Consider the following 20,413-nt stretch of genomic DNA (forward strand, 5'->3'; position numbering starts at 1 on the left):
CTCACGCATCCGGCCGGACCTTGTCGAGCAAGGTCCGGCCGGATGTGTGTCCGGCCACGCCGGAGGCCCTGTTCAACTCGCCTCGAACGTAACCCTTTAACCGTTTCGCGCCCCCCTGAAACGTGCGGATGCGTGGCCGTGCACCCTTGACAGCGGGGTGTTCGGTTGCCGACACATCGTGCCGGGTCCGGCGGATTGTGTTGCTGCGGACCGGTGACACGCCATAGAGTCGCCAACCGTCGGCATGGTGCCACGCTGACCTATCGATAAATGTTCCTGGTCACATCCAAGGAGGTAAGACGACTTGTGAATGAGTCGACATTTACTCCCGGGGGTGGACAGCCAGGAATCCCTGTCGGCTCCGTCGCTGTCCGAACCTCCGCGGCCCACGCGGCCGATCAGCCCATGACGACAGCCCACACGATGAAGATGATGGACGGCCTACACGTGAACGCCACGGCCGGCAACGAGAGTGGCCGAGAGTCCACCCACTTCGCCGCCTACGACGAGGTGCCCGAGGGGCACTTCTACGACCCTGACGCCGAGTACGAGCCCGACCCGGAGTACGCGGCCACGCTCGCACCCGACGCTGCCCGGCAGCGCCGCGAGCGGATCGGCCCCACCGGACGGCCCCTGCCGTACTTCCCGATCCCGGGCCCGCTCACCGACCACGGGCCCGCGAAGATCATCGCGATGTGCAACCAGAAAGGCGGCGTCGGCAAGACCACGTCGACCATCAACCTGGGTGCCGCGCTCGCGGAGTACGGCCGCCGGGTCCTGCTCGTCGACTTCGACCCGCAGGGAGCCCTGTCGGTCGGTCTCGGCGTGAACCCGATGGAGCTCGACCTCACCGTCTACAACCTGCTCATGGAGCGGGGCATGTCGGCGGACGAGGTGCTCCTCAAGACCGCCGTGCCCAACATGGACCTGCTGCCGAGCAACATTGACCTCTCGGCCGCCGAGGTACAGCTGGTCAGCGAGGTCGCGCGCGAGTCGACGCTCCAGCGGGCCCTCAAGCCCCTGATGAACGACTACGACTACATCGTGATCGACTGTCAGCCCTCGCTCGGCCTGCTCACCGTGAACGCCCTGACGGCCGCTCACAAGGTCATCGTGCCCCTCGAGTGCGAGTTCTTCGCCCTGCGCGGCGTGGCTCTGCTGACCGAGACGATCGAGAAGGTCCAGGAGCGGCTCAACCCCGAGCTGGAACTCGACGGCATCCTCGCCACGATGTACGACTCCCGGACGGTGCACAGCCGTGAGGTGCTCGCCCGCGTCGTCGAGGCATTCGACGACCACGTGTACCACACGGTGATCGGCCGGACCGTGCGCTTCCCGGAGACCACGGTCGCCGGCGAGCCCATCACGACCTACGCCTCCAATTCCGTGGGCGCCGCCGCCTACCGCCAGCTCGCCAGGGAGGTGCTCGCCCGGTGTCACGCCGAGTGAGTCTGCCCGGCGCCGACGAACTGTTCCGTACGACCGGGGGGATGGCGCTGCAGGCGTCGTCACCGCGGCGGGGCGAGGCCCGGGTGCCGGCCCCCGCGGGCGAGAGCGACACGGAGGCGGCGGAGGGCTCGGCACCGACGGAGCACACGGCGGCGGAGCCGGAGCCCGCGTCGGAACCTCGGGCTCGCACCGCCGAACCCGCCGGCCCCCCGCCGGCGCGACGCCGGGGCCGGTCGCCGAACCGGCGGCCGAGCGGACGGGAGCGGCACGACGAGAAGATCACGGTCTACGTGTCCGCCGAGGAGCTGATGGACCTGGAACACGCGCGCCTGGTGCTCCGGGGCGAGCACGGCCTCGCCGTGGACCGCGGCCGGATCGTCCGCGAGGCGGTGGCGGTGGTCCTGGCGGACCTGGAATCCCGCGGCGACGCGAGCATCCTCGTGCGCCGCCTGAGGGGCCGCTGACGGTAGCCTGCGGGCCTGCCGCTCTTCCGTTCCCCTTCTGGACCCCGATGCCCCCGCCGTCCGCCGAAACGTCCCGCCCGTCCCGCCGACGCGTCCTCGGACGCGGCCCCGGCGCGGCCCCGGCGGACCCCGGCGGCACGGCACACGCGGACCCGCCCGGCCCGCCCGGAACACTGCCGGAGACGTCTCCCGCCGCACCGGAGGTTCCGCCGGATGACGAGGCGGACGACCAGGCGGACGCCGCCGACCGCCCGCCTGCCGGCACGCCTGTCCCGGCGGGTGGCCCGCGGGAGGCCGACGGGGCCTCCGCCGGCGACGGCCGGTTCACCGTGCGGCTGGCGAACTTCGAGGGACCCTTCGACCTGCTGCTCCAGCTGATCTCCAAGCACCGGCTCGACGTCACCGAGGTCGCCCTCTCACAGGTCACCGACGAGTTCATGGCACACCTCCGCGCCATGGGGCCCGAGGGAGACCTCGACCAGACCACCGAGTTCCTCGTCGTCGCCGCTACCCTGCTCGACCTCAAGGCCGCCCGCCTGCTGCCCGCGGCCGAGGTGGAGGACGAGGCCGACCTCGCCCTCCTGGAGGCGCGGGACCTGCTCTTCGCCCGGCTGCTCCAGTATCGCGCGTACAAGCGGATCGCCGAGATCCTCGACGGGCGATGGGACACCGAGGGCCTGCGTTTCCCCCGCACCGTCGGCCTGGAGCCGCACCACGCGGCGCTGCTCCCCGAGGTCGTCCTCGGCATCGGCGCCGAAGGATTCGCCCGGCTGGCCGCGAAGGCCATGCGGCCCCGGCCCGCGCCCCAGGTGTACGTCGACCACATCCACGCCCCGCTCGTCAGCGTCCGTGAGCAGGCCGAGGTCCTCGCCGCACTCCTCAGGGAGCGCGGGACGGTCAGCTTCCGGGAGCTCGCCGAGGACGCCGAGGACACCCTGACCGTCGTCGCCCGCTTCCTCGCCCTCCTGGAGCTGTACCGGGAGTGCGCCGTCGCCCTCGACCAGGAGGACGCCCTGGGGGAGCTCACCGTCTCCTGGACCGGCGGCGACGGCGCGACCCGGGTCACCGACGAATTCGACCGCGCGACGGAGGACACGGTATGAGCGACCTCAAGCCCGCCCTCGAGGCCGTCCTGATGGTGGTCGACGAACCCGCGACCGAGGAGCACCTCGCGAAGGTCCTGGAGCGGAGCCGCCGCGAGGTCGGCGACGCCCTGCGCGAACTCGCGGACGAGTACACCGTCCAGGGCCGCGGTTTCGAGCTGCGCCTGGTCGCCGGAGGCTGGCGCTTCTCCACCCGCGCCGAGCACGCCGCCGCCGTCGAGCGCTTCGCCCTCGACGGCCGTCAGGCACGGCTCACCCAGGCGGCCCTGGAGACCCTCGCCGTCGTCGCGTACCGCCAGCCGGTCAGCCGTTCGCGGGTCTCCGCGGTGCGCGGAGTGAACTGTGACGGGGTCATGCGGACCCTTCTCCAGCGCGGTCTGGTGGAGGAGGCGGGCGCGGAACCCGAAACAGGTGCGATCCTGTACAGGACGACGAACTACTTCCTGGAGCGGATGGGCCTGCGCGGCCTGGACGAACTCCCCGAACTCGCGCCCTTCCTCCCCGAGGCGGACGCGATCGAGGCGGAGACGCTGGAAGGGGTGCCGTCGTTCGACCCGGACGCACCAGATGCGCCGGGTTCCGAGGACGCAGACGACAAGACGGAAATTTGATGCGAAGCAGCAGCGGCAGGAACAGCAGCGGAAACAACGGCGGGAGCCGTGGTGGCAACAGCGGCGGCCGCGGCGGCAGCAGCGGCGGCGGGCGCGGCAACCACCGCGGTGCCGGCAACAGTCGCGACGACCGGCAGAGCGGCGGCAAGCCGCGCAAGCCGCGCCCCGAGGAGCGCAGCTACGACGTGGGCGGTCCCTCCGAGGGGCCCAAGCGCGGTCGCGGCTCCGCCGCCCGCGGCGGTGCCAAGGGAGGCCCCCGGCAGTCCCCGCAGCGCGGTGGCGGCCGTACGGCGCCCGCCCGCTCGCGTGAGTACGACGCACGCGCCGAAGAGCGCAACCGGGAGCGGTACGCCGACAAGCCGCAGGTCAAGGCTCCCAAGACCTTCCCCGGTGCCGAGCAGGAAGGCGAGCGGTTGCAGAAGGTGCTCGCGCGGGCCGGCATGGGCTCGCGGCGCGCCTGCGAAGAGCTGATCGACATGGGCCGCGTCGAGGTCAACGGCCAGATCGTGATCGAGCAGGGCATGCGCGTCGAACCCGAGAAGGACGAGATCAAGGTGGACGGTCTCACCGTCGCCACCCAGTCGCACCTCTTCTTCGCGCTGAACAAGCCGGCCGGCGTCGTCTCCACCATGGAGGACCCGGACGGGCGCCAGTGCCTCGGCGACTACGTCACCAACCGCGAGACCCGCCTGTTCCACGTCGGCCGGCTCGACACCGAGACCGAGGGCATCATCCTGCTCACCAACCACGGTGAGCTGGCCCACCGTCTGACGCACCCCAAGTACGGCGTGAAGAAGACCTACCTGGCCGCCATCACCGGCCCGCTGCCGCGTGAGGTCGGCCGCCGGCTCAAGGACGGCATCCAGCTGGAGGACGGCTACGCCCGCGCCGACCACTTCCGGGTCGTGGAGCAGACCGGCAAGAACTACCTGGTCGAGGTCACGCTGCACGAAGGCCGCAAGCACATCGTGCGCCGGATGCTCGCCGAGGCGGGCTTTCCGGTCGAGAAGCTGGTCCGCACCGCCTTCGGGCCGATCTCGCTCGGCGACCAGAAGTCGGGCTGGCTGCGCCGCCTGACCAACACCGAGGTCGGCATGCTGATGAAGGAAGTCGGCATGTGACGCCGACCCCGCGCGGCCCGCGAAGGCCCGTGACCGCCACCGGCGGCCACGGGCCTTCGCCTTGCTCCCGCCGGTTCGCTCTTGTGGCCGGGACCCGCCTTCTTTATAGTCAAGAAGACTCTTATCGGAGGTGGGCGTGAGCCTCGCGCACATGCCGGAACCCCTACGGCAACCGCTCTCCACCGCCCTGGCCACCCCGGTCGGCTCGACCGCGGCCCTGGACTTCGGCAGCGGCGCGCTCTGCGTCCTCGGCCTGCGCGGCCGGAGCGGGGACGCCGCGGGCCGGGGCGGCCTCCCCCCGGAGGCGGCGGCGTGAAGCGCTACGGGCACGGCCTGGTCCTCGGCAGGTTCCACCCGCCGCACGCCGGCCACCACCACCTCGTCGACACCGCCCGCGACCGCTGCGAGCGCCTCACCGTACTCGTCCGCGCCTCCTCCGTGGACAGCCTGCCGCCGGCGGACCGCGTCGCCTGGATGCGGGAGATCCACCCCGACGTCCTGGTGGTCGGCGCAGTCGACGACATCACCGTGGACCTCCAGGGCCCCGACGTCCGGGCCTCGCGCATGGCCGTCCTCCGCGCCGCGGTCCCCGAGCGCGTCGACGTGGTCTTCACCTCGGATGCCCGCGGTGAGGAGCTCGGCCGCCGCTTCGACGCCGACGTCGTGTACGTCGACCCGGACCGGACGCGCTTCCCCGTCTCCGGCACCGCCGTCCGCGAGGACCCCGCCGCCTGCTGGGAGTACCTGAAGCCGCCGGTGCGCGCCGCGCTCACCCGTCGTGTGGTCGTCCTCGGCGCCGAGTCCTCCGGCACCACCACCCTGGCGCTCGCCCTGACCGAGCACTACCGAGGCCGTGGCGGTGTCTGGGCGGACACTCGGTACGTACCGGAGTACGGACGCGCGTACGGCGAGCTCCGGCTCGCCGAACTCCGCGCCCGGCGGCCCGGGGCCACCTGGCGGGACGTCACCCTCCGCTCGGGCGACTTCCCGGTCATCGCCCAGCGCCAGGCGGAACTCGAGGAGGAGGCCGCACGGGCCGGGTCGCCCGTGCTCATCTGCGACACCGACGCCTTCGCCACCACCATCCGGCACGAGCGGTACCTGGGCACCGCCAGCCCCGCCACCGGGGCCGTCGCCGCCCGCGGCCGACAGCACCTGTGGCTGCTCACCGACCACCGGGGCGTGGCCTTCGAGGACGACGGGCCGCCCGACGGGGAGCACCTGCGGCCCTGGATGACCGCACGCCTCCTCGCGCGGCTCTCCCTCACCGGACGCCGGACCGCCGTGCTCACCGGACCGCACGAGGAGCGGCTCGCCACCGCCGTCGCCGCCGTCGACGCCCTGCTCGTCGAGGGCAGTCACCTCGCCGCCCCCCTTCCGGGGCGCCGATGACCGGCTCCCGCGCCCCCGAGGGCTACGACCGGCGCGCGTTCGAGCCCTTCGCCGTCACCGTCGACCTCGCCGTCCTCACCCTGTGCGAGGGCCGCCTGCACGTCCTGCTGGTGGAACGCGCCCAGGAGCCGTACGCCGGTTCCTGGGCCCTGCCCGGCGGCTTCGTGCTGCCCCACGAGTCCGCCGAACAGGCCGCCTGCCGCGAACTCGCGGAGGAGACCGGCCTCTCCCCGGACACCGCCGCCGGACTTCACCTCGCCCAGCTGCGGACCTACAGCGACCCCGGCCGCGACCCGAGGACGCGGGTCGTCTCCGTCGCCTACACCGCGCTCGTCCCGGACCCGCCCGAGCCGCTCGGCGGCGGCGACGCCGCCCAGGCGCGCTGGACGCCCTACGGGGCGCACGGGCCGCTCGCCTTCGACCACGACCGGATCCTCGCCGACGCCCATGACCGGGTCGGCGCCCAACTGGAGTACACCTGCCTCGCCACCGCGTTCTGCCCTCCCGAGTTCACCCTCGGCGAGCTGCGACAGGTGTACGAGACCGTCTGGGGCATCACGCTCGACCGCCCCAACTTCCGACGCAAGGTCCTCGCCACGCCCGGCTTCGTCCAGGCCGTGGCGGGGCCGCCGCGTCTCACCGGCGGACGGGGGAAACCGGCCGCTCTCTACCGGGCGGGGGAGGCCACGGGCCTCCACCCGCCGCTGCTGCGACCGGAAGGACCCCCACGTGAGCCCCACCCGCACCGCGACGAAGCAGGCCGCCACCGGCTCCCTGATCGGACTCGCCCTCGGTGACGCCCTCGGCTTCCCCACCGAGTTCAACGACGTGCCCGGCATCCTCGCGAAGTTCGGCCCCTGGCGGCACCTGGAACTCCAGGGGCGGACGAAGGCATACGTCAGCGACGACACCCAGATGACCCTCGCCCTCGGCCGCGGCATCCGCACCGCCACGGACCGCGGCGTGCTCACCCCCCAGCGCATGACCCGCCCCGTCCGGGAGGAGTTCGTCGACTGGTACCACTCCCCGGAGAACAACCGCGCCCCCGGGAACACCTGCCTGCGCGCCTGCGAGCTCCTCGCCGGCGACCGGCCCTGGCAGCAGGCCGCCCAGATCGGCTCCAAGGGATGCGGCGCCAACATGCGGGTGGCGCCTGTCGCCCTCGTCCCCGGGCTCAGCGACGAACAGCGCGCGGGCGCCGCCCAGCTCCAGTCCGGACTCACCCACGGCCACCCCACGGCCCTGGCCGCATCGGACCTGACGGCCCGCGCCGCGTACCTGCTGGCCCAGGGCGCCGAACCGCTCGGCCTGGTCGGACAACTCCGCTCCTACGCGCTGGAGAACCGCTCCCGCTATCACGCCGACTGGCTGGGCGACCTGTGGGCCCGCGCCCAGGACCCGACGCCGGAACACTTCATGGCCCGCGGCTGGGACGAGTGCCTGGCCGTCCTGGAGCGGCTGGCGGGCGTCCTGCGCACGGCCGACCCGGAGGTCGACCCGTGCGAGTACACCGGCGACGGCTGGATCGCCGAGGAGGCGTTCGCGACCGGGCTGCTGAGTTTCCTGCTCTTCCCCGACGAGCCGGTCACGGCCCTGCGGCGGGCCGCCTGCACCCGCGGCGACTCTGACTCGATCGCCTGCCTGACCGGCGCGTTCGCGGGGGCGCACCTCGGCGCCGGGGCGTGGCCCGAGGAGTGGGCGGAGCGGATCGAGTACCGCGACGAGCTCCTGGCCCTGGGCACCCTCTGGGACGCCTGACGCCCTCTGGGAGGCTGGTGCCATGACCCGGCCCCTCATCCCCGATGCCGACCTCTCCGCCGTCGTGGCGGAGCAGGCCGACCCCCTCGTCTTCGCCACCGTCTCCGGCGCGCACCTCTACGGCTTTCCGTCCCGGGACTCGGACGTGGATCTGCGCGGTGCCCATCTGCTGCCGGTGGCCGGGCTGATCGGCCTGCACGAGCCGGAGGAGACCCGCTCCCGGACGGGGGACCGGGACGGCGTCGAGATGGACCTGGTCACCCACGACCTGCGGAAGTTCGTCCTGCTGATGCTGCGCCGCAACGGCTACGTGCTCGAGCAGCTGCTGTCGCCGCTCGTCGTCCGCACCACCGAGGCGCACGCCGAACTGGTCTCGCTCGCGCCCCGAGTGCTCACCCGCCACCACGCCCACCACTACCGAGGCTTCGCCGGGACGCAGTGGCGGCGCTTCGAGAGGACGGGGGAGCTGAAGCCGCTGCTCTACACCTTCCGCGCGCTCCTCACGGGCATCCATCTGATGCGCGCGGGCGAGGTGCAGGCGCATCTGCCCACGCTCGTCGGAGAGGTGCCGGAGGCCCCCGGCCACCTGCCCGGGCTCGTCGAGGCCAAGTCGGCGGCCGAGCACGGACCCGCGGAGGTGGACCCGGCCCGGGTGCGCGCCGACGTCGAAACGCTGCACACGGTCCTCGACGCGGCGCAGGAGGCGTCAGCCCTGGCCGACGCCCCCGCCCCCGGGACGCACGACGCCCTGCACGACCTCCTCGTCCGGACCCGGCTCGCGCGGGACTGACGCGCGGCGGGCGCGCATCAGGAAGTCCTCGACCCGGTCGTGGTCGGGAGCCGCCGGGAGCGGACTGCGCACGGAGGCCCGGTCGGCCTCCTCGGTGAGGCGGTTCATCCAGGACTCGACCTCGTCCCACGGCACCTCGCCGCGCCTGATCGCGAGCAGGCGGTCCCGCTCGTCTCCGACGTCCAGGGCGAGTTCACCCGTGCGCAGCAGGTCGCGGCAGCTCGTCAGCAGCCGCAGCAGGTGCATGGCGTGCTTCCAGCGCGGTGCCCCGTACCGGCGGACGTCGGCTTCGAGCTTGCGGCGCTGGCCGCCGGCGTACCGGACGAAGGTCCCGTGCGCCCGGCGGGAGAGGAACGCCCCGCGCAGCGCGAGCAGCTCACGGCCGGTGCCGTCGAGATGCTCGACGAGCGGGGAGTGGAGGCACTCCAGGACGTTCGGGTTGGCGCGCAAGGCCAGCTCGCAGAAGCGTTCCAGCTCCCAGCTGAACTGTTCCTCGCCTGGCCCCTCCACGTGCGCCGGCGGCTTCTCGAACCGCCAGAAGAGCGGCGCCGGGGCGAGGTAGACACCCCGGCGGTCGGTGTCGCTGCCCTCGGTGGCCAGGCCGAAGGCGCGCGACCCCATGACACAGGAGTAGACGGTGTGGTGGCGCACCAGGTCTGCCGGATCCATGGGCGAGAGGCTACCGGGACTGATCACGGCGCGTCGGGTCGGCTCTTTGGCGAAGAGGTACCGCGAAGTGCTCTGACCCGCAGGCTGGTGCGGGCGCCCCTCGGGGGCATTCCCCGTCGGAGTCTGCGCGAGGGCATGGCCTCGGACGGCACGAAGACCGGCGCCCCGCGGAGCGGAAGTCAAGCGAGGGTGATCGTGTCCCCCGACACGGTGATGGGCTCCTCGGGGAGCGGCCGGGGCGCGGGACCCTGGGCCACCGAGCCGTCCGCGACGCGGAACCTGGAACCGTGGCAGGGGCAGTCGATCGTGCCGTCCGCGACCTTGTTCACCGTGCATCCCTGGTGGGTGCAGATCGCCGAGAACGCCTTGAAGGTCCCGGACGTGGGCTGGGTGACCACCACCTTCGCCTCGGGGAAGACGGTGCCGCCGCCGACCGGGATGTCGGAGGTCCGTGCGAGCACCTCGCCGGCGGACGCGGAGGCCGGTCCGCTGGTGGCGGCCGAGGGGATGTTCGTCGTGGTGGCCGACGCCGGGGCGCTCGCGGGCGGGCTGTCCGTGGCACCGGCGTCCTGGCCGCCGTCCGAACCGCAACCGGTGGCGAGGGCGGCGACGCTCCCCGCGCCGGCCAGCAGCGCGGTACGGCGGGTCGTGACATCTGGAGTCATGCCGGACAGCTTGGCCGCCTCGCCCCGCCCGCGGCGTACCGACACGCCCACACGGGTCAGGGGCCCTGCCACTGGTCCCAGGGGACCAGCTCCCGTGCCCGGCCGTCCGCGTCCCGGCGCACCTCCAGGACCGCGGTGACCGCCTCCCGTTCGATCGGCCCGTGGACGTGCGGGAACAGCGCGTCCCGGGAGCCCTCCCAGCGGACCTCGCCGGACAGCCGGCTCTCGTCCACCACCAGCACCAGGAGAGGCCCCGCGACGTCCCGGTAGCGCGCGTCGGCGACGGCCAGCGCCGACGCCTCGTCCGCCGAGCAGTGCACGAACCCCTCGGACGACAGGGAGGGCGGGGTGTAAGGGAGCGCGGGGCCGGCGGACCACGCGTCCAGCGGTACGACGTGCAGCAGCATGCCTTCCTTTGTACCCGCTGTGCCCGCCGAGGGGTCCGGCCGGCGACGGCGGGGCCGGTCCGCGGCGGGCACCGAGCGGGACCGTCCCCCGGCCGGTGCCCCGCCCCGCCCACCGAGCCACCGGCGACGGCGGGACAGCCCGTAGGCTGACCGGGACACTCTCGTGCGATCCGAAGGAGGAGGACGTGACGGTACGAGCGGTCCCAGGCGCCGTACGGACGGGGCGGGACGAGACCGGACACCCCTGCGGGGACGTCGGCTTCCGGGCCGCCCCGGACGGGGACGTCGTCCGGTGAGGACCGCACTCGTCATCGGGACCGGCCTGATCGGCACGTCCGCGGCGCTCGCGCTCGCCGGACGCGGCATCGCCGTCCACCTGCGCGACCACGACCCGGCGCGCGCCCGTACCGCCGCGGCGCTCGGCGCCGGCACGGACGAGGCCCCCGGAGGACCCGTCGACCTCGCCATCGTCGCCGTACCGCCTGCGCACGTGGCGGCCACCCTCGCCGAGGCGATGCGGGACGGGCTCGCCCGGGGGTACCTCGACGTGGCCAGCGTCAAGGGAGGTCCCCAGCGGGAGCTGGCGGACCTGGGGCTCGACCTCACCGCCTACATCGGCACCCATCCGATGTCCGGGAAGGAACGCTCGGGCCCGCTCGCGGGCACCGCCGACCTGTTCGAAGGACGGCCCTGGGTGCTCACGCCGACCCGGGACACCGACACCGAGGTGCTGAACCTGGCCCTGGAGCTGGTCGCGCTGTGCCGGGCCGTCCCCGTGGTCATGGACGCGGACGCCCACGACCGGGCCGTCGCGCTCGTCTCGCACACCCCGCAACTGGTGTCCTCGATGGTCGCGGCGCGCCTGGAGGAGGCGGACGAGACGGCGGTGCGGCTCTGCGGACAGGGGATTCGTGACGTCACCCGGATCGCGGCCTCCGACCCCCGGATGTGGATCGAGATCCTGTCCGCCAACCCCGGACCCGTGGCGGACGTGCTCGCGGGCGTCGCGGCCGACCTGGACGAGACGGTGCGGGCGCTGCGCTCGCTCCAGTCCTCCGACGAGGACAAGCGCAGCGTCGGCGCCACCGGGGTCGAGGACGTCCTGCGCCGCGGCAACGCGGGCCGGGCCCGGGTGCCGGGCAAGCACGGCGCCGCCCCGGCGCAGTACGAGACCGTCGCCGTCCTCATCAGCGACCAGCCCGGCGAGCTGGCCCGCATCTTCGCGGACGCCGGCCGGGCGGGTGTCAACGTCGAGGACGTCCGCATCGAGCACGCCACCGGCCAGCAGGCGGGACTCGTCCAGCTGATGGTGGAGCCCTCGGCGGCCCCCGTCCTGGGCACGGCGCTGCGGGAGCGCGGCTGGTCGCTGCGGACGAGTTGAGCCCCGGCGGCCCCCGGTTCCGGCCCGCTCGACGCGGTCCGGGGCCGGTCCGCCGCCCCGGTGGGGCCGAACGGGTGGCGTCAGTCGGTAACCTTGGGGGAGTCCCTCGCGTGTCCGCCGGGGCTCACCGCGTACCCAGGAAGGTGTCCCCCACCGTGGAATCCGTGATCGTCGCCATCGACGGCCCCTCTGGCACGGGCAAGTCGAGCACCTCGAAGGCGGTTGCCGCCAAGCTGGGACTGAGCTACCTGGACACCGGTGCGCAGTACCGGGCGATCACCTGGTGGATGCTCAGCAACGGTGTCGACGTCGACGACGCCGAAGCCGTCGCGAACGCCTCCGCCAAGCCCGTCATCGTCTCGGGCACCGACCCGAACCGCCCGACGATCACCGTCGACGGGTTCGACGCCGCGGGACCCATCCGGACCGAGGAGGTCACCTCCAAGGTCAGCGCGGTCAGCGCCGTCCCCGAGGTGCGGGCCCTGATCACCGAACTCCAGCGGACCATCGCCGGGAGCGCCGAGCAGGGCATCGTCGTCGAGGGCCGGGACATCGGCACCACGGTCCTGCCCGACGCGGACCTCAAGATCTTCCTCACGGCCTCTCCGGAGGCCCGTGCCGCCCGCCGCTCCGGCGAACTCAAGGGCGTCGACGTGGCCGCCACCCGGCAGGCCCTGATCAAGCGGGACGCGGCCGACTCCAGCCGCACGACGTCCCCGCTGGCCAAGGCGGGCGACGCCGTCGAGGTCGACACCACCGACCTCACCCTGGACCAGGTCATCGAGTGCGTCGTGACCCTCGTCGAGGAGCGGCGCGACGGCGACGCGACGCGGGTGGAGCGTCCCGAGTGAGCGAACGGCGACGGGCGCTCGGCCGGAACGGCGCGGAGGCCGGGCGCAGCCGCGGGCACGGGGGAGCGGGCGACCGCCGCGCGACCCCGCCCTCCGCGAGGGGCGCCGCCGTCGGGCGCGGTATCGGCATCGGGCTCATGTACGGCCTGTGGAAACCGCGCGTCCTCGGCGCCTGGCGGGTACCGGCCACGGGCCCCGTCATCCTCGCCGTCAACCACGCGCACAACATCGACGGGCCCATGCTCATGGGTACCGCTCCCCGGCCCGTGCACTTCCTGATCAAGCGGGAGGCATTCGTCGGGCCTCTCGGGCGGTTCCTGGAGGGCATCGGCCAGCTGAAGGTGGACCGGTCGCGCGCCGACCGGACCGCCATATCCGACGCCCTGGGCGTGCTGGAGCACGGTGGCGTCCTCGGGATCTTCCCGGAGGGCACCCGGGGGGAGGGTGACTTCGCCTCCCTGCGCTCCGGTCTGGCGTACTTCGCCGTGCGCAGTGGCGCGCCGATCGTCCCGGTCGCGGTGCTGGGAAGCACCGACCGCCCCGGGCGTCTGGTCAAGGCGCTGCCGCCGCTGCGCGGCCGCGTCGACATCGTCTTCGGCGACGCCTTCGAGGCGGGCGACGGCAGCGGTCGCCGCACCCGCAAGGCGATGGACGAGGCCACCATACGTATTCAGGAGCGGCTCACCGCCCACCTGAAGAACGCCAGGCGCCTCACCGGGCGCTGAGCGAGACTCTGAGTAGTGGGTCAGCACCCACCGACCACGAATGATCAAGGAACGGACTTCATGAACGACCAGCACGACCACGGGGCGCTTGGCGATGCCGAGTACGCGGAGTTCATGGAGCTCGCCGCGGTAGAGGGCTTCGACGTCGAAGACGTCGAGACCGCGATCGAGGAGGCGGGCCACGGCCCCCTCCCCGTACTCGCCGTCGTCGGCCGCCCGAACGTCGGCAAGTCGACCCTGGTGAACCGGATCATCGGCCGTCGCGAGGCCGTCGTCCAGGACAAGCCGGGCGTCACCCGTGACCGCGTCACCTACGAGGCCGAATGGGCCGGCCGCCGCTTCAAGGTCGTCGACACCGGTGGCTGGGAGCAGGACGTCCTCGGCCTCGACGCCTCGGTCGCCGCCCAGGCCGAATACGCGATCGAGACCGCCGACGCGGTCGTCTTCGTCGTCGACTCCACGGTGGGGGCGACCGACACGGACGAGGCCGTCGTCCGGCTGCTGCGCAAGGCCGGCAAGCCCGTGGTGCTGTGCGCCAACAAGGTGGACGGCCAGAGCGGCGAGGCGGACGCGACCGCCCTGTGGTCGCTCGGTCTCGGCATGCCGCACCCGGTGTCCTCGCTCCACGGCCGCGGTACCGGCGACATGCTCGACGCCGTCCTCGAGGCCCTCCCCGAGGCCCCCGCCCAGACCTTCGGCAACACCGTGGGCGGCCCGCGCCGCATCGCCCTCATCGGCCGTCCGAACGTCGGCAAGTCCTCGCTGCTGAACAAGGTCGCCGGCGAGGACCGCGTGGTCGTCAACGAACTCGCGGGCACCACCCGTGACCCGGTCGACGAACTGATCCAGCTCGGCGGCACCACCTGGAAGTTCGTGGACACCGCCGGTATCCGCCGCCGCGTCCACCTCCAGGAGGGCGCGGACTACTACGCCTCCCTGCGGACCGCCGCCGCGGTCGAGAAGGCCGAGGTCGCCGTGGTACTCATCGACACCAGCGAGTCGATCTCGGTGCAGGACCAGCGCATCATCACCATGGCCGTCGAGGCCGGCCGGGCGCTCGTCATCGCCTACAACAAGTGGGACACCCTCGACGAGGAGCGCCGCTACTACCTCGAACGCGAGATCGAGACCGAGATGCAGCAGGTCTCCTGGGCGCCCCGCGTCAACGTCTCCGCGCAGACCGGCCGCCACATGGAGCGGCTGGTCCCTGCGATCGAGACCGCCCTCGCGGGTTGGGAGACCCGCGTCCCCACCGGCCGGCTGAACGCCTTCCTCGGTGAGCTGGTCGCCGCCCACCCGCACCCGATCCGCGGCGGCAAGCAGCCCCGCATCCTCTTCGGGACCCAGGCGGGCACCAAGCCGCCGCGCTTCGTCCTCTTCGCCTCGGGCTTCATCGAGGCCGGCTACCGCCGCTTCGTCGAGCGCCGGCTGCGCGAGGAGTTCGGTTTCGAGGGCACCCCGATCCACATCTCGGTACGGGTCCGTGAGAAGCGGGGCCGCAAGAAGTAGCGGCGGGAAACGGACGACGACCGAGGGCCGGGGCGATGTGCGGATGCCCCGGCCCTCGGCCGTCGCCGCGTGGTCCCCGGTCCTACAAGCCCCTGCGGGGGCCGGGTGGCAGCGCCGCCGGAAGGTGGTGCTGCGCGGTCCAGGACACCGGCGGGGCCGCGTGCCGGGCGGACCCGCGTTCCTGTGTGTGCGTCCCCGCCGTCCCCGCGCCGACCGGCGTTCCGAAGGACCGGAAGACCAGGTCCTCCTCGCCGCTGCGATCGCCCGGGAGCGTGCGGAACGTCCGGCGGTACTCCGAGTACAGGGCGTCGTAGATCGGCGTGGCCGACTGGCCGTCGGCCATCAGGTCCTGCGCCGGGCGCATGGAGGGGATCTGGCTCGGATACGGCGGGCGGCGGGATTCGTAGGCGTGCACGTAGGTGCCAACGACCCCGTCGCCCGTCGGATGCGGGCGACCGCCGGAATGGGCCGCCCGCAGGGGTCGCGGAACCGTCCCGGTTCCGCGCGCCCGCCCCGCCCCGGGGCGCCCGCCTGCCGTCACGTGCCGGCCAGCGGCATGGCGGCGGCCACCAGTCGGCCGTTGGCCGCCGCCTTCTCCAGCGCGTCGCGCAGCAGGTCCTCGCGTGGCTGCTGGCCGATCGAGCCCACCGGAGCGGCGAAGACCAGCACGGTGTGCGACTTGTTCGCCGCCGCGCGCCAGCCCTCGGTCACCTGCAGCGGCTGATGGGCCTGCCACCAGGCGGCCTGACCGCCGCCGCCGGTGCCGGGCTGGAGCACCGAGTGCAGCTGCCCCATGGCGACCAGCACGGACCATCCCGGCAGTGTGTCCGGCCGCTGGTTCAGGTCGTTCACCGGCAGGAAGCCCTGCTCGATCAGGAGAGGCAGGAACTCGTCGCTTTCCCCGTCGGTACCGGGACGGGCGACCGGCGCGGTCGGTTCGACGACCAGCGCGGGGTGCAGCTCGCCCTCGATCAGCACCAGACCGCTGGTGACGCCGAGAACGGCCTGCTCCGGGTGGGCGGCGGTGAGCGCGTCCGTCGCCGTGATGGAGCGGACGGCGCCCTGGAGCTGCTCCTCGGCGACCTGGACGACCTGGGAAGGAATGCAGCTGGCGTGGGCGAACGCCAGGACGGCGGTCTCCTCGCCGACGAACAGCACCGTGCTCGTGCGCTCCTGCTCGGAGTCGCCCGGCGTGCGGCAGGAGGTGCAGTCGTAGCTGCCCGGGGCGTTGTCGCCGGCGAGCAGCCGGTCGGCTTCTTCGTCGCCGATCTCGGCGCGTACGTCCTCGCTGACGTCGAGCATGCGCGGCACGGGGGGCTCCCTGGACTCGTTCGTGCGACACCGGGCGGTTTCCCGGCTCGTCTCATGCAGAGTTCAACGGGAGAGGCTCGGCCGGGGTCACGCGTCGGCGTACCACAACTTGTGCGGGGGCCGTCCGCGTCCGCGAGCGCGACCGGGTTCCGGCCCGTGTCCGGTCGGGGTCCGGGCGTCCTGCCGCGGCGGGTGCCCGGCCCGCTTCCTCCGCGGCCCGCGCCCGGACGTGACGCCGACCGGGTGGGGCGCGCGGGTTGTTCCGCGCGGCACGGTCCGCCGACCAGTTCGCCCCGCCTAGCCTGCCCCGATGTCGAAGCTCCGATGGTGGACGGCCGGTGCCTGTTCCGCCGTACTGACGGCCCTCCTCCCGGGCCTGGCCGCGGCGTCCGCCTCCGCCGTCCCCGTCCCCCCCTACGCCTGCGCCCAGGACCAGTGGCCGTGGGGCTGCGTCGCCGAGTGCGAGAGCGGTGGCCGCTGGCACGTCTCCACCGGCAACGGCTACTACGGCGGGCTCCAGTTCTGGCAGCCGACCTGGGAGGAGCACGGTGGGCTGCGGTACGCCCGGCGGGCCGATCTGGCGACCCGGCAGCAGCAGATCACGGTCGCCGAGGCGGTGCTGCGGACCCAGGGATGGGGAGCCTGGCCGGTCTGCTCGAAACGGTACGGACTGAGCGGGCGGGTCCACACCGTCCAGCCCGGCGACACGCTCGGCTCGATCGCCCGCCGCTTCGGTGTCACCGGCGGCTGGAAGGCCCTGTACGCGGCGAACCGGAGCATCGTCGGGCCGGACCCCGACCGGATCGCGGTCGGGATGATGCTGCGCTTCGCGCCGCTCACCGCCGGGTGAACTCGGCGGCCTCCCCGCTGAAGGCGAGCGAGCCGCGCCGCAGCCCGTGCACCAGGGTCCCGGGCGGCAGCCCGGACGGGACACGCTGCTCGGCCAGCACGACGGCGGCGCCGGCGGACCGGGCCAGGCCGGCGAGCAGCCGGTGGGTGCGGGCCGCCACCCCCGGTGACATGCCGAGCACGGGTTCGTCGACCAGCACCACCCGCCCGGGCGCCGACAGGGCGCGGGAGACCGCCAGCATCCGCCGTTCCCCGCCGGAGAGCGTCCCGGCGGCGCGGTCCAGGAGCCGGGAGAGCTCCGGATAGGCGGCCAGGGCGTCCGCGGGGTCCCCGGGGGCCAGCTCCAGGTTCTCGGCCACGGACAGCGAGGTGAACACGGCCCGCCGGTCCGGTACGAGGCACAGCCCGCGCCGCGCCCGCTCGTGGGCGGGCATCCGGGTCACGTCCGCGCCGCGCCACAGGGTCCGTCCGGCGGTCGGCGGCACGGTGCCGGCGAGGACGCGCAGCGCGGTCGTGCGCCCCGCGCCGTTGCGGCCGGTGAGCACCGTGACGGTGGCGGACGGCACGGGCAGGTCGATCCCGTGCAGGGCCTCCAGGGGCCCGTAGCGGACGCGGACGCCGCACAGCTCGATCTCGACGCTCATGACACGATCCGCCCTCCTTCCATGGTGTGCACGGCGTGGGCGATGTGCTCGACGAGGTCCGGGTCGTGTTCGACGACGAGGACGGTGAGCCCCTCCGCGGCGAGAGCCGCCAGGACCCGGGCGAGGGCGTCGGTCTCGACGGCGTCCAGACCCGCGCCGGGCTCGTCCAGGAGGAGCGTGTGGGGGGCTCCGGCGAGGGTGCGGGCGAGTTCGACCCGGCGCAGCGTCCCGGTGGGCAGACCGGCGGCGGGCCGGTGGCGGACGGTTCCCTCACCCGTGCCTGTGTCGAGGCGTTTGTCGACAGCCCGGAGCCGTACACGGCCCGCGGACTGCTGCTGCCGGTCCGCTTCGAGCGGCTGCCCGAGCCCCCGAAGACCCGTCACACCTGCCTGTCCGTGGCCCGTTGGCAGGACGGGCGGGGCTGGGTCACCCAGGGGGACATGGACACGAACTGGGCCACGGTCCCGCAGCTCGGCTACCGACCGTGATCACTGTCCCCGGACGCCCGCCGAAGTCGCTCCCGACCACGTGCGCCACGTCGGGGCTCGAGGCCGACGTGATCGTCACGGCCCGAGTGCGGATCGACGCGGTGCCCGACAGCGTCCCCGCGCCGACCGTGGCGCCCGCCGATCCGGCCGCCGGGGGCGTCGTGGCCGCGGTCCGGCTCATCCCGGTCAAGCCTTCCGACGTGCTGATCGACGCCTTCGCCCGGGACCGGATGACCCGCGTCCTGCACCGGGCCACGGAGCGGCCGGAGGGCTGATCCCGGCCCGCTCGACGGCCGCGAACTCCGGGTGGTGGAGGTCGAACGCCGGTGCCTCGGAACGGATCCGGGGGACGGAGTCGAAGTTGTGGCGGGGCGGCGGGCAGGAGGTCGCCCACTCCAGAGAGCGTCCGAAGCCCCACGGGTCGTCGACCTCGACCCGCGCGCCGTACCTGGCGGTCCGCCAGACGTTGTAGAGGAACGGGAGGGTCGAGAGGCCCAGCAGGAAGGCGCCGATGGTCGAGATGGTGTTCAGGGCCGTGAAACCGTCCGCCTCGAGGTAGTCGGCGTACCTCCGGGGCATGCCCTCCGCGCCGAGCCAGTGCTGCACCAGGAACGTGAGGTGGAAGCCGGCGAACAGCGTCCAGAAGTGGATCCGGCCCAGCCGTTCGTCGAGCATCCTGCCGGTGAACTTGGGCCACCAGAAGTGGAAGCCGGCGAAGGTCGCGAAGACCACGGTGCCGAAGACCGTGTAGTGGAAGTGGGCGACGACGAAGTACGAGTCGGTGACGGCGAAGTCCATCGGCGGCGAGGCCAGGACGATCCCGGTGAGCCCGCCGAACAGGAACGACACCAGGAAGCCGACCGCCCACAGCATCGGCGTCTCGAAGGACAGTGAGCCCCGAAGCATCGTGCCGGTCCAGTTGAAGAACTTCACGCCGGTGGGGACGGCGATGAGGAAGGAGAGCAGCGAGAAGAACGGCAGCAGTACGGCGCCCGTGACGAACATGTGGTGGGCCCACACCACCACGGAGAGCCCTGTGATCGCCATGGTGGCCCCCACCAACGTGGCGTAGCCGAAGATCGGTTTGCGGGAGAAGACCGGGATGATCTCGCTGATGATCCCGAAGAACGGCAGGGCGATGATGTAGACCTCGGGGTGGCCGAAGAACCAGAACAGGTGCTGCCACAGCAGCGCGCCGCCGTTCGCGGCGTCGAAGACCACCGAGCCGAAGCGGCGGTCGGCCTCCAGCACCAGCAGTGCGGCGGCGAGCACCGGGAAGGCCAGCAGCACCAGGATCGTGGTGAAGAGGACGTTCCAGGTGAAGATCGGCATCCGGAACATGGTCATGCCCGGCGCCCGCATCCCGATGATCGTCGCCAGGAAGTTCACCGAGGTGAGGATCGTGCCGAAACCGGAGAGCGCGAGCCCCATGATCCACAGATCGGCGCCGACGCCGGGGGAGCGCTCCAGACCGTTCAGCGGCGCGTAGGCGGTCCAACCGAAGGCGGGCGGCCCGGTGGGCAGCAGCAGCGCGCCGACCACCATCAGTCCGCCGAGGAGGAACAGCCAGTACGAGAACATGTTCAGCCGCGGGAAGGCGACATCCGGGGCGCCGATCTGGAGCGGCACCAGCTCGTTCGCGAAACCGGCGAACGTCGGGGTCGCGAAGAGCAGCAGCATGATCGTGCCGTGCAGCGTGAACGCCTGGTTGAACTGCTCGTTGTCCAGCAGCTGGAGACCGGGCCGGGCCAGCTCGGCCCGCATGAGCATCGCCAGGAGCCCGGCGGCCAGGAAGAAGACGAACGCCGTGATCAGGTACAGGTGCCCGATCTTCTTGTGGTCGGTGGTGGTGAGCCAGTCGATCAGGACCCGCCCGTGCCGGTGCGGCGCTGATTCGACGACCGCGGGAGCGGTCTCGGTGCCCATCGCCACCTCCGGTGGTCCGGTCGTCCGGACATGATGCGTGAGTCGGGGGACGGATGGCCGGAGGCGGGGCTGACGGGCTGCTCCGGACGGCGGAACCGGGTGCGCCGGGGAGGGAATGGACGAATGCCGTGCGGCCCGTGGCGGGCCCACGGATTTCCGCGGGCGGGCCGGGAAGCAGAATTCCCCGAAGTCCGGCGCAATATCCCGGAGCGCGTCCGAAAATACGGGAGAATCGGTTGGGAACTGCCCGAACGAGTGACGAAGCCTGTGCCAAACATATGTCGAGAACCTGTGACACAA

General features: G+C 72.9%; 23 protein-coding genes and 1 pseudogene. 17 read left to right on the forward strand and 7 right to left on the reverse strand.

Annotated features, from left to right (window positions below):
• Positions 1-405: 405 nt before the first annotated feature.
• The 10 genes from OG393_RS26295 to OG393_RS26340 all read left to right on the forward strand — a co-directional run bounded on the left by OG393_RS26295 (position 406) and on the right by OG393_RS26340 (position 8,688).
• Positions 406-1,449: a ParA family protein gene (locus OG393_RS26295; protein ID WP_229818740.1), complete on the forward strand. Its 1,044-nt coding sequence runs from the start codon at positions 406-408 to the stop codon at positions 1,447-1,449.
• Complete coding sequence (locus tag OG393_RS26300) at positions 1,434-1,913, forward strand: hypothetical protein (protein ID WP_327377172.1); 480 nt, start codon at positions 1,434-1,436, stop codon at positions 1,911-1,913. The genes OG393_RS26295 and OG393_RS26300 overlap by 16 nt, the downstream gene beginning before the upstream one ends.
• Before the next feature lie 47 nt (positions 1,914-1,960).
• Positions 1,961-3,016, forward strand: a complete 1,056-nt coding sequence (locus OG393_RS26305; RefSeq protein WP_327377173.1) for a segregation and condensation protein A — start codon at positions 1,961-1,963, stop codon at positions 3,014-3,016.
• Positions 3,013-3,627, forward strand: coding sequence for an SMC-Scp complex subunit ScpB (scpB, locus tag OG393_RS26310; RefSeq protein ID WP_327377174.1), 615 nt, complete (start codon positions 3,013-3,015; stop codon positions 3,625-3,627). The genes OG393_RS26305 and scpB overlap by 4 nt, the downstream gene beginning before the upstream one ends.
• Positions 3,627-4,748 (forward strand): pseudouridine synthase, encoded by a 1,122-nt coding sequence (locus OG393_RS26315; protein WP_327377175.1) that lies wholly within the window; start codon positions 3,627-3,629, stop codon positions 4,746-4,748. The genes scpB and OG393_RS26315 overlap by 1 nt, the downstream gene beginning before the upstream one ends.
• A 151-nt stretch (positions 4,749-4,899) precedes the next feature.
• Positions 4,900-5,064 (forward strand): hypothetical protein, encoded by a 165-nt coding sequence (locus OG393_RS35530; protein ID WP_442817362.1) that lies wholly within the window; start codon positions 4,900-4,902, stop codon positions 5,062-5,064.
• Positions 5,061-6,140 carry an AAA family ATPase gene (locus OG393_RS26325; protein WP_327377176.1) on the forward strand — a complete coding sequence of 360 codons (1,080 nt, stop codon included), beginning with the start codon at positions 5,061-5,063 and terminating at the stop codon, positions 6,138-6,140. Before OG393_RS35530 ends, OG393_RS26325 begins: the two co-directional genes overlap by 4 nt.
• Positions 6,137-6,937 (forward strand): NUDIX hydrolase, encoded by an 801-nt coding sequence (locus tag OG393_RS26330; RefSeq protein WP_327377177.1) that lies wholly within the window; start codon positions 6,137-6,139, stop codon positions 6,935-6,937. The genes OG393_RS26325 and OG393_RS26330 overlap by 4 nt, the downstream gene beginning before the upstream one ends.
• Complete coding sequence (locus OG393_RS26335) at positions 6,870-7,898, forward strand: ADP-ribosylglycohydrolase family protein (protein ID WP_327377178.1); 1,029 nt, start codon at positions 6,870-6,872, stop codon at positions 7,896-7,898. Before OG393_RS26330 ends, OG393_RS26335 begins: the two co-directional genes overlap by 68 nt.
• A gap of 22 nt (positions 7,899-7,920) precedes the next feature.
• Positions 7,921-8,688: a nucleotidyltransferase domain-containing protein gene (locus OG393_RS26340; protein WP_327377179.1), complete on the forward strand. Its 768-nt coding sequence runs from the start codon at positions 7,921-7,923 to the stop codon at positions 8,686-8,688.
• On the opposite strand, the gene OG393_RS26345 is transcribed toward OG393_RS26340, so the two are convergent.
• The 3 genes from OG393_RS26345 to OG393_RS26355 all read right to left on the reverse strand — a co-directional run bounded on the left by OG393_RS26345 (position 8,605) and on the right by OG393_RS26355 (position 10,429).
• Positions 8,605-9,357 carry a nucleotidyltransferase domain-containing protein gene (locus OG393_RS26345; protein ID WP_327377180.1) on the reverse strand — a complete coding sequence of 251 codons (753 nt, stop codon included), beginning with the start codon at positions 9,355-9,357 and terminating at the stop codon, positions 8,605-8,607. The genes OG393_RS26340 and OG393_RS26345 overlap by 84 nt on opposite strands.
• Before the next feature lie 179 nt (positions 9,358-9,536).
• Entirely contained in the window at positions 9,537-10,022 is a 486-nt protein-coding gene (locus tag OG393_RS26350) for a Rieske (2Fe-2S) protein (protein WP_327377181.1), read from the reverse strand.
• Between the two features lie 56 nt (positions 10,023-10,078).
• Positions 10,079-10,429, reverse strand: a complete 351-nt coding sequence (locus tag OG393_RS26355) for a DUF952 domain-containing protein (protein ID WP_327377182.1) — start codon at positions 10,427-10,429, stop codon at positions 10,079-10,081.
• A 292-nt stretch (positions 10,430-10,721) separates the two neighbouring features.
• On the opposite strand from OG393_RS26355, the gene OG393_RS26360 reads away from it, so the two are divergent.
• From OG393_RS26360 to der, 4 genes are all read left to right on the forward strand, one after another.
• Positions 10,722-11,810, forward strand: coding sequence for a prephenate dehydrogenase (locus OG393_RS26360; RefSeq protein ID WP_327377183.1), 1,089 nt, complete (start codon positions 10,722-10,724; stop codon positions 11,808-11,810).
• Positions 11,811-11,953: 143 nt separating this feature from the next.
• Positions 11,954-12,661, forward strand: a complete 708-nt coding sequence (gene cmk / locus OG393_RS26365) for a (d)CMP kinase (RefSeq protein ID WP_327377184.1) — start codon at positions 11,954-11,956, stop codon at positions 12,659-12,661.
• A gap of 137 nt (positions 12,662-12,798) precedes the next feature.
• The gene (locus OG393_RS26370) at positions 12,799-13,386 is read left to right on the forward strand and encodes a lysophospholipid acyltransferase family protein (RefSeq protein ID WP_327378557.1); all 588 of its coding nucleotides are present in this window, start codon (positions 12,799-12,801) and stop codon (positions 13,384-13,386) included.
• A 60-nt stretch (positions 13,387-13,446) separates the two neighbouring features.
• Positions 13,447-14,895 (forward strand): ribosome biogenesis GTPase Der, encoded by a 1,449-nt coding sequence (der, locus tag OG393_RS26375; RefSeq protein WP_327377185.1) that lies wholly within the window; start codon positions 13,447-13,449, stop codon positions 14,893-14,895.
• An 82-nt stretch (positions 14,896-14,977) separates the two neighbouring features.
• Here der and OG393_RS26380 read toward each other — a convergent pair whose 3' ends face one another.
• Both OG393_RS26380 and OG393_RS26385 read right to left on the reverse strand, forming a co-directional pair.
• Positions 14,978-15,259 carry a hypothetical protein gene (locus OG393_RS26380; RefSeq protein WP_327377186.1) on the reverse strand — a complete coding sequence of 94 codons (282 nt, stop codon included), beginning with the start codon at positions 15,257-15,259 and terminating at the stop codon, positions 14,978-14,980.
• Between the two features lie 173 nt (positions 15,260-15,432).
• On the reverse strand, positions 15,433-16,206 hold the full coding sequence (locus OG393_RS26385) for a hypothetical protein (protein WP_327377187.1): 774 nt from the start codon (positions 16,204-16,206) through the stop codon (positions 15,433-15,435).
• Between the two features lie 310 nt (positions 16,207-16,516).
• On the opposite strand from OG393_RS26385, the gene OG393_RS26390 reads away from it, so the two are divergent.
• Positions 16,517-17,056: a LysM peptidoglycan-binding domain-containing protein gene (locus OG393_RS26390; RefSeq protein WP_327377188.1), complete on the forward strand. Its 540-nt coding sequence runs from the start codon at positions 16,517-16,519 to the stop codon at positions 17,054-17,056.
• Here OG393_RS26390 and OG393_RS26395 read toward each other — a convergent pair.
• The gene (locus OG393_RS26395; protein WP_327377189.1) at positions 17,043-17,699 is read right to left on the reverse strand and encodes an ATP-binding cassette domain-containing protein; all 657 of its coding nucleotides are present in this window, start codon (positions 17,697-17,699) and stop codon (positions 17,043-17,045) included. The genes OG393_RS26390 and OG393_RS26395 overlap by 14 nt on opposite strands.
• Before the next feature lie 257 nt (positions 17,700-17,956).
• Here OG393_RS26395 and OG393_RS26400 point away from each other — a divergent pair.
• Together OG393_RS26400 and OG393_RS35535 are read left to right on the forward strand one after the other, a co-directional pair.
• Positions 17,957-18,187, forward strand: a pseudogene (locus OG393_RS26400) (ABC transporter substrate-binding protein); the annotation flags it as partial.
• Positions 18,184-18,462 carry a hypothetical protein gene (locus tag OG393_RS35535; RefSeq protein ID WP_442817363.1) on the forward strand — a complete coding sequence of 93 codons (279 nt, stop codon included), beginning with the start codon at positions 18,184-18,186 and terminating at the stop codon, positions 18,460-18,462. The pseudogene OG393_RS26400 and the gene OG393_RS35535, both read left to right, overlap by 4 nt.
• On the opposite strand, the gene ctaD is transcribed toward OG393_RS35535, so the two are convergent.
• Positions 18,374-20,113: an aa3-type cytochrome oxidase subunit I gene (gene ctaD, locus OG393_RS26410; protein ID WP_327377190.1), complete on the reverse strand. Its 1,740-nt coding sequence runs from the start codon at positions 20,111-20,113 to the stop codon at positions 18,374-18,376. The genes OG393_RS35535 and ctaD overlap by 89 nt on opposite strands.
• Positions 20,114-20,413 lie beyond the last annotated feature (300 nt).

This window comes from Streptomyces sp. NBC_01216 (assembly GCF_035994945.1).
In the GTDB taxonomy this organism is placed as follows: Bacteria; Actinomycetota; Actinomycetes; order Streptomycetales; family Streptomycetaceae; genus Streptomyces.

Bases quoted from the DNA above. Each gene is read 5' to 3' on its own strand.
- OG393_RS26295 (WP_229818740.1), top strand. From the start codon at position 406: ATGACGACAGCCCACACGATGAAGATGATGGACGGCCTACACGTGAAC.
- OG393_RS26305 (WP_327377173.1), top strand. From the start codon at position 1,961: ATGCCCCCGCCGTCCGCCGAAACGTCCCGCCCGTCCCGCCGACGCGTC.
- scpB (WP_327377174.1), top strand. From the start codon at position 3,013: ATGAGCGACCTCAAGCCCGCCCTCGAGGCCGTCCTGATGGTGGTCGAC.
- OG393_RS26315 (WP_327377175.1), top strand. From the start codon at position 3,627: ATGCGAAGCAGCAGCGGCAGGAACAGCAGCGGAAACAACGGCGGGAGC.
- OG393_RS35530 (WP_442817362.1), top strand. From the start codon at position 4,900: ATGCCGGAACCCCTACGGCAACCGCTCTCCACCGCCCTGGCCACCCCG.
- OG393_RS26330 (WP_327377177.1), top strand. From the start codon at position 6,137: ATGACCGGCTCCCGCGCCCCCGAGGGCTACGACCGGCGCGCGTTCGAG.
- OG393_RS26340 (WP_327377179.1), top strand. From the start codon at position 7,921: ATGACCCGGCCCCTCATCCCCGATGCCGACCTCTCCGCCGTCGTGGCG.
- OG393_RS26345 (WP_327377180.1), bottom strand. From the start codon at position 9,357: ATGGATCCGGCAGACCTGGTGCGCCACCACACCGTCTACTCCTGTGTC.
- OG393_RS26350 (WP_327377181.1), bottom strand. From the start codon at position 10,022: ATGACTCCAGATGTCACGACCCGCCGTACCGCGCTGCTGGCCGGCGCG.
- OG393_RS26355 (WP_327377182.1), bottom strand. From the start codon at position 10,429: ATGCTGCTGCACGTCGTACCGCTGGACGCGTGGTCCGCCGGCCCCGCG.
- OG393_RS26370 (WP_327378557.1), top strand. From the start codon at position 12,799: ATGTACGGCCTGTGGAAACCGCGCGTCCTCGGCGCCTGGCGGGTACCG.
- der (WP_327377185.1), top strand. From the start codon at position 13,447: ATGAACGACCAGCACGACCACGGGGCGCTTGGCGATGCCGAGTACGCG.
- OG393_RS26380 (WP_327377186.1), bottom strand. From the start codon at position 15,259: ATGCGCCCGGCGCAGGACCTGATGGCCGACGGCCAGTCGGCCACGCCG.
- OG393_RS26390 (WP_327377188.1), top strand. From the start codon at position 16,517: ATGTCGAAGCTCCGATGGTGGACGGCCGGTGCCTGTTCCGCCGTACTG.
- OG393_RS26395 (WP_327377189.1), bottom strand. From the start codon at position 17,699: ATGAGCGTCGAGATCGAGCTGTGCGGCGTCCGCGTCCGCTACGGGCCC.
- ctaD (WP_327377190.1), bottom strand. From the start codon at position 20,113: ATGGGCACCGAGACCGCTCCCGCGGTCGTCGAATCAGCGCCGCACCGG.